The sequence below is a fragment of the Methylocella tundrae genome, assembly GCF_038024855.1.
GTDB classification, from domain to species: Bacteria; Pseudomonadota; Alphaproteobacteria; order Rhizobiales; family Beijerinckiaceae; genus Methylocapsa; species Methylocapsa tundrae.
Map to the genome: position 1 here is coordinate 217,600 of NZ_CP139089.1, position 12,060 is coordinate 229,659.

At 61.6% G+C, this 12,060-nt stretch carries 12 protein-coding genes; 4 read left to right on the forward strand and 8 right to left on the reverse strand.

Annotation, left to right across the window (positions count from 1 at the left end; all coding sequences use genetic code 11):
- Positions 1-15 precede the first annotated feature (15 nt).
- The gene (locus SIN04_RS03405) at positions 16-570 is read left to right on the forward strand and encodes an SRPBCC family protein (RefSeq protein WP_134486156.1); all 555 of its coding nucleotides are present in this window, start codon (positions 16-18) and stop codon (positions 568-570) included.
- Positions 571-581: 11 nt separating this feature from the next.
- Positions 582-1,535, forward strand: coding sequence for a beta-propeller fold lactonase family protein (locus tag SIN04_RS03410; protein WP_134486158.1), 954 nt, complete (start codon positions 582-584; stop codon positions 1,533-1,535).
- A gap of 32 nt (positions 1,536-1,567) precedes the next feature.
- On the opposite strand, the gene SIN04_RS03415 is transcribed toward SIN04_RS03410, so the two are convergent.
- The 3 genes from SIN04_RS03415 to SIN04_RS03425 all read right to left on the reverse strand — a co-directional run bounded on the left by SIN04_RS03415 (position 1,568) and on the right by SIN04_RS03425 (position 4,721).
- Positions 1,568-1,810: a hypothetical protein gene (locus SIN04_RS03415; RefSeq protein WP_134486160.1), complete on the reverse strand. Its 243-nt coding sequence runs from the start codon at positions 1,808-1,810 to the stop codon at positions 1,568-1,570.
- Positions 1,811-2,013: 203 nt separating this feature from the next.
- On the reverse strand, positions 2,014-3,324 hold the full coding sequence (locus SIN04_RS03420) for an MFS transporter (protein ID WP_134486162.1): 1,311 nt from the start codon (positions 3,322-3,324) through the stop codon (positions 2,014-2,016).
- Positions 3,321-4,721, reverse strand: coding sequence for a cation diffusion facilitator family transporter (locus SIN04_RS03425; protein ID WP_134486164.1), 1,401 nt, complete (start codon positions 4,719-4,721; stop codon positions 3,321-3,323). The genes SIN04_RS03420 and SIN04_RS03425 overlap by 4 nt, the downstream gene beginning before the upstream one ends.
- Positions 4,722-4,858: 137 nt before the next feature.
- Between SIN04_RS03425 and SIN04_RS03430 the strand changes: the two genes are divergently transcribed.
- Both SIN04_RS03430 and otsB read left to right on the forward strand, forming a co-directional pair.
- Positions 4,859-5,299: a VOC family protein gene (locus SIN04_RS03430; RefSeq protein WP_341264212.1), complete on the forward strand. Its 441-nt coding sequence runs from the start codon at positions 4,859-4,861 to the stop codon at positions 5,297-5,299.
- A 2-nt stretch (positions 5,300-5,301) separates the two neighbouring features.
- Positions 5,302-6,057, forward strand: a complete 756-nt coding sequence (gene otsB / locus SIN04_RS03435; protein ID WP_244605649.1) for a trehalose-phosphatase — start codon at positions 5,302-5,304, stop codon at positions 6,055-6,057.
- Between the two features lie 70 nt (positions 6,058-6,127).
- On the opposite strand, the gene SIN04_RS03440 is transcribed toward otsB, so the two are convergent.
- From SIN04_RS03440 to SIN04_RS03460, 5 genes are all read right to left on the reverse strand, one after another.
- Positions 6,128-6,379, reverse strand: a complete 252-nt coding sequence (locus tag SIN04_RS03440; protein ID WP_134486170.1) for a hypothetical protein — start codon at positions 6,377-6,379, stop codon at positions 6,128-6,130.
- A 760-nt stretch (positions 6,380-7,139) separates the two neighbouring features.
- Positions 7,140-8,120, reverse strand: a complete 981-nt coding sequence (locus SIN04_RS03445; protein ID WP_134486172.1) for a D-2-hydroxyacid dehydrogenase family protein — start codon at positions 8,118-8,120, stop codon at positions 7,140-7,142.
- A 79-nt stretch (positions 8,121-8,199) separates the two neighbouring features.
- Positions 8,200-8,799, reverse strand: coding sequence for a putative colanic acid biosynthesis acetyltransferase (locus SIN04_RS03450; RefSeq protein ID WP_134486174.1), 600 nt, complete (start codon positions 8,797-8,799; stop codon positions 8,200-8,202).
- Between the two features lie 185 nt (positions 8,800-8,984).
- Entirely contained in the window at positions 8,985-10,145 is a 1,161-nt protein-coding gene (locus SIN04_RS03455) for a glycosyltransferase family 4 protein (RefSeq protein WP_166795833.1), read from the reverse strand.
- 479 nt (positions 10,146-10,624) lie between these two features.
- Complete coding sequence (locus SIN04_RS03460; protein WP_134486178.1) at positions 10,625-11,830, reverse strand: NAD-dependent formate dehydrogenase; 1,206 nt, start codon at positions 11,828-11,830, stop codon at positions 10,625-10,627.
- Positions 11,831-12,060: the final 230 nt, after the last annotated feature.

Below are 12,060 nucleotides of genomic sequence, written 5' to 3' on the forward strand. Positions count from 1 at the left end.
AAGGGACGCGAAACAATGGCTGAACGCATACTGAAGTCTGCTCTGTTGGGCGCCGCCCTGATCGTTTCGGCTTTGCCGGGCGGGGCATGGGCGCACGGGCCGACGCGCCAGAAGGTTACCGAAACAGTTGAGGTCAACGCGCCGCCGGCGAAGGTGTGGGCGGTCATCGGCAATTTTCAGGATATGAGCTGGCTTCCTGTCGTCAAGGCGACGACCGGCGAAGGCGGCAATACGCCGGGCACGGCGAAGCGTCACATCGACCTCGGCGGCGGCGCCTCCATCGATGAGGAGCTGACCAAATATGACGCCGACAAATACAGCTATTCTTATTACGTCCCGAAAATCGACGTGAAGGTCCTGCCGGTCAATAATTATTCATCGACAATCGATGTGCGGCCGAGCGACGATGGCAAGACGAGCACCGTCGAATGGCACGGCGCCTTCTATCGCGGCTACCCCAACAATGATCCGCCGCCCGACCTCAACGACGAAGCCGCGATCAAGGCCGTCTCCGACCTCTACAAGAGCGGCCTCGCGGCCCTCAAGACGAAAATCGATTCGGCCAAATAGGCGTGTTTTTGATGCGCCGCGCGGCGCTAGTCGCGTTCGCCGTGCTGGGCGTCTTTCTGCGCCACGGCCCGGCGACGGCCGACGAAGCTTTCATCACGGAGCAGAATGGCGACGGGCTGAGCGTGCTCGACCTTTCGACGCATAAGGTCGCGGCGCATATTTCGGTTGGCGGCAAACCGGCCGGAATAGCCATGTCGCGCGACGGCAAAACGGCGTTCGTCACCAGCACCGAGGGGAAATTCGTTTCTGTGATCGACGCGGCCTCCCGCGCGATCAGGGCGAAAATCGACGTGCCTGATACGCCGCTCGGCATCGCCGTCGATCCGACCGGCGCTTTCATCTATGTTGCGGGATTCTATCTCCCGCGCATCTATAAGATCGACGTTGCCACGCGGGCGATCGTCGCCACCGCCAGCGTCGGAAAATCGCCCTCCGGCGTCGCGGTGTCGCCGGACGGCGCCTTGATCGTCGTCGCGGACCGAGACGACGACGCCATCTCGATCATCGACGCCAAGAGCTTCAATGCCATCGCCACCGTCAAAGTAGGCGCTCATCCTTTTGGCGTCACAATCGACGCCGCTGGCGCGCGCGTCTATACGGCCAATGTCGAAAGCAACGATGTTTCGATCGTCGACCTTCAGGCGCGAAAACTGATCGGCACGGCGCCAGCCGGAAAGCGGCCCTATGTCGTCGCTCTCGCCGGCGGGCGCGGCTTCACCAGCGACCAATATGGCGGCACTGTCTCGGCCTTCGATCTCGAAACTTTGAAGTCCGTCGGGCGCGTTTCGGTAGGTGAATATCCCGACGGGCTGCAAGCCAGTTCCGACGGGCGGACGGTCTATGTCGTGAACTGGTTTTCCAATGACGTTTTCGCGATCGACGCACAAACGCTGAAGGTCACGGCCGAAATGCAGGTCGGCGACGGTCCGCGCGGGTTCGGAACGTTTTTGCGCAAAACGCCGTGATGGAAACCCCGGTAGCGCGCAGCGGCCGATTCTTACCGCCTGCTGTCCATCTCGGCGCGACGCTGGTATTCGTGCCGCGCGTCTGTTGCGACGGAACGGCCATGATAGAGCGGTGGCGCGGCGACAGGGCCGAGTGAGCCGTTGGGGCTGACGGACCCAGCCGCGATTGGACTGCCCCAAGGGTAACCACTTTCCCGCGCGCTGGCGCTGGCGCCGCCGGCGAGGCACAGCCCAAAGAGCGCGCCGGCGAGAACGGTCTTCGAAATCATGTTCATTCTGATAACTCCTATCAGTGCAACTCCTCCCCTCTATCCACGTCATTTGGCGCCCGATGAACGCTTTTTGGCGCTTTTGGGTTTCATATGTTGCGCGCCACGGCGTTCGGCAACTGCGGCCAAGCGCATCGGCGCCTGAGACAAAGCTTGGGTTGCCTTATGAAGCGCCAACGGCCGGTCGCTGACTGATCCGCCGCCGCACGTCAAGCGGCTGGCGCCACGCATCTGCGAACGTAAACGGCGAAAGCGAGAGTGAGGACGCCAAGGCCTCCGAGCAAGAACGGTTCGGACAGGCCGACGGCCCTGCTTTGCAACGCGGCTGTCGCTGCGACGCCTGCGACAATCAGGCTGGAATTGAGCACATTGACGCCGGCGACGATTCTTGACCGCCAAGGGGCGGGGGCGTCGGCCTGAATCGCGGTGAACAGGGGCACGACGAAAAGACCGCCCGCGCAGGCGAGCCCCGCGACGTCGAAGGACACGCGCAGTCCGGCCGCCGAGGTGAAGAACGCCTCGAGCCCGATCGTTGCGCGCGCGGTAGGAAGTCTTGAGGTCGAGACGCCGAGATCGACAAGGAACAGCCCCATGCCGATCGCGGCGAAGAGAACCGGACGCAACAGGAGGCGGCCCTTCGCGATCAGCGCCGCCGCCATCGAGCCGATTCCTATGCCGATTGCGAAGAGGGCGCTGACGGCGGTTTCGACGCCGATGCCGCCGCCGGTCCTGTCGCGGATGACGACCGGCGTCAGGGATAGCGCCACCGCGCCCGTCATCCAGAACCACGAAACCGCGATGCTGCGGCTCCACAGCTGACGCTCTCGCCTGACCTCGCGCAAAAGCGCGCCGGTCGAGACGAGAATATTGGGCGTGATGCGAAGGCCCGGCGCCGCGCGGCTTGTCGCTGGAATGAAAAGACTGAAACCCCAGCAGGCGAGGGCGATGAGCAGTAGCTGCAGCGTGACGCTTTCGGACGAGCGCGCCGCGGAGAGGCCTCCCGCGATAAGCCCGAGCAGGATGGCGGCGAAGGTCGCCGCCTCCACCAGAGCGTTCGCGGCGATAAGCTCCCCGGTTTTCAGGAGATCCGGCAGGATGGCGTATTTGAGGGGGCCAAACAGCGCGGCGATGACACCAAGGCCGAACAGCGCCGTATAAAGCAGCGGCAGGGACGCGAGCCACAGCCCTGCCGCCGCGACAAGCTGAACCCCGATTTCGGCGGCTTTCAAGACGCGCGCGAGACGTCCCTTGTCCTGCGCGTCCGCCATCTCGCCGCCGAGCCCCGACAGCAGGAGCGATGGCAGCACAAAAACGCCGACCGCGAGCGTCACCAGCACGCCCGCTCCCTGCTCGCCAAGCCTGAACAGGATGAGCATGGCGAGCATGTTGCGCACGAAATTGTCATTGAACGCGGAAAAAAACTGGCACCAGAACAAAGGCGCAAAGCGCCGGCTGCGCATGAGGCCCGCCAGCGTCGCGATGGCGGCGCGGGGGGACGCGGCGGACGTCGGCGCCTTCATTCTGCCGGCTCGGCGTGGCCGACGATCCGGATGATCGTTTTGAAGGCGGCGCGGACTTTGCGCTCCAGCGCATCGACCTGGTCATGCACCTCGTCGACGGAGAGCGCCGGATCAACGCGACAGTGATAATTCACCACGAGTCCCGACGGCGTGCGCCGTACGCGAACATTGTGGATGTCGCGCAGCTCGGCGCCCTGGTCATGCGCTTTTTTGATCAGGGCCTCCTCGATGTCCGCCCTGACCTTCGGCTCCGCGTCATGGCCTGGAAGCTGGCGCGGCTCCAAAGGCTCGATATGGCTCTCGACCTCGATGCCGGCGCCGAGTTCCTTGCTGATCTCGTTTTCGAGCCCGGAGGCGATCTCATGGGCGTTCCGATGCGGCATGCGGCCATCGAGTTCGACATCGAAGCTGATCGACGCCCGCCCGTCGATTTCCTGAATAGTGACGTGATGCACCGGCAGATGGCGTTTGGCGGCGATGAGAAGAATGCGCTCGATGATGGTTTCGCTGTCGATGGCGATCGGTTGCGTCGAGATGGTGACCGCGACTTCCGGATGCCGGGCTTTGATCGCCGCCGCGACATTCGCCTTGATCGCCGCCATTGTCTCGAGAGACAGCGTGCGGGCGACGGTGATCTCTATATCGCCGATCACCTGCGGTCCGGCGGGCCGCAGCCGGACCTTCTCGATCCTGATCACGCCGGGAACCGACGCGGCTATGGCCCACACTTTTTCGGTCAAACCCTTCGGCGCGGCGTCGACCAGCGTGTCGATCGTGCGGCGGCCGATCTTATAGCCGGCGACGGCGACAAAGGCGGCGACGCCCAGCGCGGCGATGGCGTCGCCTTGCGGGAAACCGAAGCGCGCCGCGACGAGACCGCCGATGGCCAGCAGCGACGCAATGATGTCGCTCGAAAAATGCAGCGCGTCCGCCGCGAGCGCCTCGCTTTTTGTCGCCCTTGAGATTTTTCTCAAGCTGCGCCAGCGGATCAGATCCACCACGATCGAGGCCATCAGCACCGCGAAAACGATATAGCCCGCGCTTATTTCGACGTCGTGACTAAAAAGCCGCCGCACCGCTTCGACCAGGATGAAGGCCGAAAGCGCGAAGAGGAATCCGGTTTCGATCAGCGCGGCCAAAGCTTCGACCTTGGCGTGGCCATATTGGTGCTCGTTGTCGGCGGGCTTGTGGGCGATGCGGATTGCGAAATAGGTGAGCGCCGTTGTCGCGACGTCGGCGAGATTGTGTCCCGCCTCGGAGAGCACGGCGAGCGAGCCCGATAAGAGGCCGGCGATCAGCTTGGCGATCGTCATCGCCGCGCTGACCGCGATCGACGCGAGCGCGGCGCCTTCCTTTAGTCTCTGATCGGCCTTTTCGACGTTCACGCTGTCGCTCATCGAAACGGGTTCCTTCGTCCGCCGCGCTGCGGCAGCTTGCCGGGGGCGGCAGGCGACGCGCTTCGTGCTATAGGCTCGCCAGTTCGACGGAGCGTCGCGGGCCGCGACCGGGCAGCGGCGGAAAGGGAGAATTGAACATGGAATATCTTCATACGATGGTTCGAATCTCGGATCTTGAGAAGTCGCTTGAATTCTATACCGACAAGCTCGGCCTTGTTGAAATCAAGCGTGTCGAAAGCGAAGCTGGCCGCTACACGCTGATTTATCTGGCGGCGCCCGGCGATGCGGTTCGCGCCAAACAATCGCAAGCTCCGTTGATCGAACTGACCTATAATTGGGAGAGCGAGGTCTATACTGGCGGCCGCAATTTCGGCCATCTGGCGTTCGCCGTCGACGATATTTATGCGACCTGCGACAGGCTGATGAAAGCGGGCGTCACGATCAACAGACCGCCAAGGGATGGCCACATGGCCTTTATCCGCTCACCCGACGCCATCTCGATCGAACTGTTGCAGAAGGGCGGCGCGCTGCCGAAACAGGAGCCCTGGGCCTCGATGGCCAATACAGGGGCGTGGTAACTTTGAGCGCCTCTCCTCGGTCTTTGCTATCGGGCGAACTGGCAAGGCTGGCGCCGCCTCGGACCTCGGCCTATTTTCTCGATGTCGACGGCACTTTGCTCGAGATCAGGCCGCGGCCCGAGGATGTCGCAGCCGACGCGTTTTTGCGCGCGCTGCTGCAGGACGTCGCCGGGCGAGCCGGGGCGGCGCTGGCGCTGGTCAGCGGCCGCAAGATCGACGACCTCGACCGCATCTTCGAGCCGCTGGTTTTGCCCGCCGCCGGATTGCATGGCGCAGAGATCCGTTTCGTCGACGGCAGCCGGATTTTTGCGCAGAGCGGCGTCATGGACGCCGCGCGGCCGAAGCTGCGCGCGTTTGCCGAGCTTCATCCCGGCCTGAGGCTGGAAGACAAGGGCGCGACCCTTGCCCTGCATTTTCGTCAGCGGCCGGAACTTGCGGATGAGGTTTTGACGATGCTTGAATCGGTCGCAGACGGTCCAGGGCTCGCGGTGCAGCCGGGCAAGATGGTGGCTGAACTGAAGCAGTCGGACCACACCAAAGCGACGGCGGTCGAAGCTCTGCTGGCGAGCGCGCCTTTCGCCGGGCGAACGCCCGTTTTCATCGGTGACGATCTGACCGATGAGAGCGGCTTTGTTTTTGTCAATGCGCGGGGCGGCATTTCGATTCGCGTCGGAGCGGCTCGGACGATGACCGCCGCGCAGTTCCGGGTTGGTGAGCCGGCGGAACTGCGCGCTGAACTGGAGGCGCTGAAGGGCTAGTCCTGGTGAGTGTCAGGACGCCGGAAAACAGGCGCCGCCGGGCGATGGGCCGAACGGCGTCAGAGGCGCCTCAATAGCGAGCAGAAACGGGCGCTCCGCAAATCCAGGTTTCTTCGAGGCGCGGACCGTCCGGCGTCTCCACGGGATGAACGTCGAAACATTCCGCCGGAGGCCGGTGGTATACGTAACCATAAGGATAGGGACGGCCCCAGAAACCCAAGGTGTCGTCTGTGCCCAATGAATTCGCGTGGCCGGCGGCTGGAAGGGCCAGCGCCGCGATGCCGAGCCCCATGATGGAAAAGATAAGCTTAGCTGGCGCCATCGGGCGAAACCTTATCTCGAACAGACCTTGAATTTTTACGTTGTCAGTATCCCATAATCCGCGTCATCAAGCAAGCCAATAGCCCAGCTTGACGAGGCGCGCGATTTGCGGCTGCGCAGCATATAATCATTCCGCCCGTAAATATGCCTATCGCGATTGCGATTGGAGCGCGGCCGAAGGCAATGGCTTGAGCGTCGCCGTGGTGGCCGGCGAGGCCAAGCGAGCCTTTCGAGGCGAGGCCCCGAGGAGGATTTCTCCGCGCGGGGGCAAAGTTAAATCATTTTCACGCCACGAAACTATCTGGCGCCGCAATTGCTTTAATGTCCCTGTTTCGATGGCAGGTCCCCAACTCAAGCGACGCCGCTTCATCCTTTGGCCTTTGGCTGGGCGATGAGCGGCGTCTTTTTTATTGGCCATGCGATTCTCGAGCGGCCGCGCGGAACGCTGCAAAACGACAGGCGTCTGCGCGCTCTGAGAATCAGCTTCGGGAAGGCCACGGGAAAGAGCAACGCCCCGGCGGGGGGAATCGCTGGTCGGCGTCCGCAAAAACCGCGCTTTGCGAGCCTCGGCCTGAGCCGCCCCTACGCAACCGGATTGATCCGTTGAGTTTTTCGTCAGTCAGTGTATGATGATCATCATCATATCTAGGCTGCCTTCACAAGGTCTGCGGATCAGGCATGAAAACAACGCGAGGCGCCGGATGGCGATTGAACGCCGCCCCCCAAGGCTCCGTCTCTCAGCATCGATTCCGAGAGCGGACTCAGACTCGCGGCGGGGGCGACAAAGGGAACGGCTCGCCGTCGAGAAAGGCGCGAATGTCGGCGACCGTGTCGGAATAGAAGGTGCGGTAGGCGCTATCGGACACGTAGCCGATGTGAGGGGTCGCGAGCACATTATCGAGCGAGCGGAAAGGATGCAGAGGGCTCAAAGGCTCGACGTCGAATACGTCGATCGCGGCGCCGGCGATTTTGCGAGCCCGCAGCGCGTCGATCAGCGCGGCTTCGTCGACGATCGGTCCGCGCGAAGTGTTGACGAGTCGCGCGGTCGGCTTCATCAGAGCGAGCTCGCGCGCGCCGACCAGGCCTCGCGTCCGGCCGCTGAGAACAAGATGGATGGTGAGGATGTCGGCCTGACTGAAGAGTTCGTCCTTCGCGACGAATTCAGCGCCCGCCGCCGCCGCGCTTTCCGCCGTCATGTTCTGGCTCCAGGCGATGATTTTCATGCCGAACGCAGCGCCGATGCGCGCCACCTCCGCGCCTATATTGCCAAGTCCGAGAATGGCGAGGGTCCTGCCGCGCAGGTGAGCGCCGATCGAGCGTTGCCAGCCGCCAGAGCGCAGCGAAGCATTCTCGGACGCGATGTGGCGCGCGCTTGCAAGGATCATGGCCCATGTGAATTCAATTGTCGCATCGGACGAGTAGCCAGTGCGCGCAACCGGAATGCCCCGCTCAGTGGCGGCGGCGACGTCGATCGAAGCATTGCGTCGGCCAGTGGAGACGATCAGCTTCAGCCGGGGCAGCTTTTCAAGGATTGCGCGCGGCAAAGGCGTGCGCTCGCGCATGACGCAGATAATGTCGAAGGGCAGCAGGCGCGCGACCAGCGCCTCGGGGTCCTCGATGTGGTCATTAAAGACAGTCACGATTGCGCGGCCCTGAAGCTGCGACCAGTCGGCCATGTCCAGCGCGACATTCTGATAGTCATCCAGAATGGCGATATCGACGGGCTCGGGGATCGCATTCATGTCGCATCTCATTCGTCTTGGTCGAGCGTCGATGCGCTATCGTCAAATGACCGCAGTGCCGGATTCTGTCGCGCCCATGTCAATCGGCCGGCTGAATTTCATTTGGCTGTTGCGCGATGGCGGATCTTCGCTTGCGTATCACACGAGCCGGATTGCCGCCATAGACGGTCCATGGCTCCAGGGATTTGAAGGCGACGCCTCGGGCGCCGAGAACCGCGCCTTCTCCAACGGTCACGCCAGGACCGACGAACGCATCGGATGCGACCCACGCATATCGGCAGATGCGGATTGGCTGCGTATAGAGCTGGAAAGTCGGGCTGTCGATATCGTGCGTTCCCGACACCAGGTGACTATATTGGGAGACGCTCGCATAATCTTCCAAGGTGACCTTGCCTTGGCAATAACAATTGACGTTCCAGCCAATGGTCGAATGGTCCCCCATTTCCAGATTTGACGGGAGCCAGACCTTAACGCTGCCGTAAATGCGGGCGCCGCGACCGATCTTTGCTCCGAAGGCGCGCAGGAGAAAGCGCCGCCAGCCATGCAGCGGAGGCGGCGTCCATGACGCCAGCAGCAGCCAGGTCAGATGCCACGCCGCGCGGATGATCCGGTTTTTGAGCGAGAAGCTTGGACCGCCATGTAAAGCATTGGCTTTAGAAGCTTCGAGTGGTTCCAACATCCAGCGCCTCGCTGTTATCTCGTTCAGCTATCATCATCGCTGAGGGTATGCGTCCTCGAAGCATATCTCAATTTTAGGATAGAGAGCACAGCGCGCAATCTTTCGGGAAAGTTCTTGCAGGCGATATGCGACGATTTGCCCGCCTTGCCGTCCACTGCTTTGTCGCCTCGTTTGGCGTTGTGAATTCACGCGTTCCCAACATCGCATGGAGCCGGGGCTCGAGGCGTTCCCTCATCGACGAGTTCATCGAGGATGGCGTTGAGATTTGCGCGGAAATTTGCATCCAGATAGTTCCGCCGGACCTTCTGCAGACCATTTTCGCCCATCGCTTTTGCAAGCTCGGGTTGCGTCAGCAGTCTGTGCAGCCGGTCCACGATCATCGACACATCGTCTGGGTCAACGACGAAACCGTCGACGCCGTCCGACACGACTTCACTTGACGCCCCTTCCGAACTGCAAATGACCGGAAGGCCGCGCAACCAGGCCTCGAGATAGACAATCCCAAACCCCTCCTTCGAGGAGGGCATGGCGAAAACCGTCGCCCGTGCATAGGCGGCGTTCAACTCCTCGTCCTCGACTTGTCCGAGAAACGTGATCTTGTCGAAGACGCCGAGATTTTTTGCGAGTGTTTCGAGTTCGGCTCGCAGCTTCCCGTCTCCAACGATCTCGAACTTCAGGGACGGTATAAGATCCTTGAGCTTGGCGATGGCGCGGATCACCTGATTGACGTTTTTTTTGCGATCGCGCGCGCTGAGCCTGGAAACGCAAAGAATCGTGGCGCCTTCGCGCTTCTGCGGGCCTGGCGGTTGCGGAAGGAGGTCGACCGCGTTGGGAAGAAGCCGGAATTTGGCGGCGGGGATCTTGAAAACCCGCGACATGGTGGCGCCGGTAAATGCGCTGACGGAGGCGATCCGCGTTACCGCGCGCAAGAACCAGGGGTCGAAGTAATGCAAGTTCGGCAGCTGCGGCCGCGTCCACACCTCTATGCCATGGACAAACATGAGAATCGGAAGTTTTGGCCGCAACAGCCGCACGACTGGCGCGATAATAGCCAGTCTGACATGGCATAAAACGAGTATGTCCGCCTCAAGCGCGCCGCGCCAAACGGCCTTCGACAGGAAAATCAGGCTATCCTTGACGGGGATGAACTCAATTCCTGGGATCGGCGTGATCGACGCGGGCTCATCTCCAGAAAGGAGCGCTGCCGGGTTCGGTTGCCCTCGCAGCTGCGCCCTCTCGGCGAGGGCCTGGAACGCCCGGCGATTGAAATTCTGCAATCCGCCTATTTTCGAATAGGTTTGCAGGGCGCAAATAACGATCCGTTCGGGCTTACCTGAACTCGTCAAAACACGATCCATCTATGGCCCGGATAGTCGGTCGAAAGGCGGAACGCCCAAAAAGCGTCCAAGGCGTCAACATCCATCTCATCTCGCATTTTTCCAGTGAACGATGCGTTTTCGCCGCCGATCCCTTCCTGCTCCGGAATAGTCCTCTCAGGGGGCGCCCGGTCAAGGCTCGAATGGGTCGATTTGGAAATAATTGAGGGCTATGGTCCGGCCGATCGAGGAATAAGCCTCCTCTCATCAAGGCTCAAGACGCGGGTCGTGGGCGTTAGGCGGATCGTCGCGGGGCAGCAACGAGGGTCGCCGTCCTTCTTAAGTGGGAACGGCGGCGTGAGCCGGAAATGGCCAGCCCTACGCTCCGCGGCGCAATGCAACGATCTGGATGATTTGACTTCGAGGCGCCGTCGCTCGATCGCGATCGAATGCGCGACAGGGAAGCGCGGGGGGCAGCGGAGGCGGCGCCGTGGGCGCCGCCAAAAAAATCAGCTGGCTTTGGAAAAATTGGCCGCCTCTTCCGATCCGGCGGTTGCGTTGCCGGCGCTATAGGAATGCGCCCCGGCCCCTGCCAGTTTGCCGCCGTCGACGATCAGATATTCGTCGCGGATCGGCCTTCCCTCGAACCAGCATTCGAGAATTTCCCGCGTGCCGGCCGCGTAGCGCGTCTGGGCCGAGAGCGAGGAGCCCGAGATATGCGGGGTCATGCCATGATGGGGCATGCTGCGCCAGGGATGATCCTTAGGCGCTGGTTGCGGGAACCAGACGTCGCCGGCATAGCCCGCGAGCCGGCCGCTTTCGAGCGCCCGGACAATCGCGTCGCGGTCGCAGATTTTTCCGCGCGCGGTATTCACGAGATAGGCGCCGCGCTTCATCTTGGCCAAGAGCGCGTCGTTGAAGAGATGCTCGGTTTCAGGGTGCAGCGGTGCGTTGATCGTGACGACGTCGCAGACCTTCACCATGTCTTCGACCGTCGGATGCCAGATCAGTCCAAGCTCTTTCTCGGTCGCCTCGGGCAGGCGATGCCGGTCGTAATAATGAAGATGCATGTCGAAGGGCCTCAGGCGGCGCAGCACCGCAAGGCCGATGCGGCCGGCCGCCACGGTGCCGACATGCATGCCCTCGACGTCATAAGAACGCTCGACGCAATCGGCGATGTTCCAGCCGCCCTTCACCACCCATTGATAGGACGGAATGTAGTTGCGCACGAGCCCGAGGATCATCATCACGACGTGTTCGGCGACGCTGATCGAGTTGCAGTAGGTGACCTCCGCCACTGTAATCTTGCGATCGATCGCGGCCTGCAGGTCAACGTGGTCGGAGCCGATGCCGGCGGTGATCGCCAGTTTCAGCTTCGGCGCCTTGGCGATGCGCTCGGCGGTCAGATAGGCCGGCCAGAACGGCTGCGAAATGACGATCTCGGTGTCCGGCAGCTCGCGCTCCAGCACGGAATCGGGGCCGTCCTTGCTCGAGGTGACGATGAAAGTGTGGCCGAGCGATTCGAGATATTTGCGAAGGCCAAGCTCGCCCGTGACGCTTCCGAGCAGCGCGCCCGGCTGGAAATCGATCGCCTTTGGCGTCGGCAAAGTCTGCCCGTCGGGGTAGTGATCAATGTGCGGCAGATCATCGCGCGCATAGGATTTTGGATATCCATCGACCGGATCATCATAGAGAACGCAAACGATTTTTGCCATATTTTCCTCCTTTGAGCTGAAAGCAAAAGAGAAAACGCCCTGGCTGCCAGGCATTTTCACCTAAAGCAGCGCATATTTCCAAGCAGACAAGACCACTGAACTTCCTAGTTATAGGTTGTTCTAAGACGCCGCTGGATTAAGAACGTTTCCCCGTTCGAGAAGTTGCGACAATTCTATTTAATGTCTGTCACATCGAACGATGCGAAGACTTACGTATTGCTTTTAAAAAA

Bases quoted from the DNA above. Each gene is read 5' to 3' on its own strand.
- SIN04_RS03405 (WP_134486156.1), top strand. From the start codon at position 16: ATGGCTGAACGCATACTGAAGTCTGCTCTGTTGGGCGCCGCCCTGATC.
- SIN04_RS03445 (WP_134486172.1), bottom strand. From the start codon at position 8,120: ATGAATGCGATCCCCGAGCCCGTCGATATCGCCATTCTGGATGACTAT.
- SIN04_RS03460 (WP_134486178.1), bottom strand. From the start codon at position 11,830: ATGGCAAAAATCGTTTGCGTTCTCTATGATGATCCGGTCGATGGATAT.
- SIN04_RS03415 (WP_134486160.1), bottom strand. From the start codon at position 1,810: ATGAACATGATTTCGAAGACCGTTCTCGCCGGCGCGCTCTTTGGGCTG.
- SIN04_RS03450 (WP_134486174.1), bottom strand. From the start codon at position 8,799: ATGTTGGAACCACTCGAAGCTTCTAAAGCCAATGCTTTACATGGCGGT.
- SIN04_RS03420 (WP_134486162.1), bottom strand. From the start codon at position 3,324: ATGAAGGCGCCGACGTCCGCCGCGTCCCCCCGCGCCGCCATCGCGACG.
- SIN04_RS03410 (WP_134486158.1), top strand. From the start codon at position 582: ATGCGCCGCGCGGCGCTAGTCGCGTTCGCCGTGCTGGGCGTCTTTCTG.
- SIN04_RS03440 (WP_134486170.1), bottom strand. From the start codon at position 6,379: ATGGCGCCAGCTAAGCTTATCTTTTCCATCATGGGGCTCGGCATCGCG.
- SIN04_RS03430 (WP_341264212.1), top strand. From the start codon at position 4,859: ATGGAATATCTTCATACGATGGTTCGAATCTCGGATCTTGAGAAGTCG.
- SIN04_RS03425 (WP_134486164.1), bottom strand. From the start codon at position 4,721: ATGAGCGACAGCGTGAACGTCGAAAAGGCCGATCAGAGACTAAAGGAA.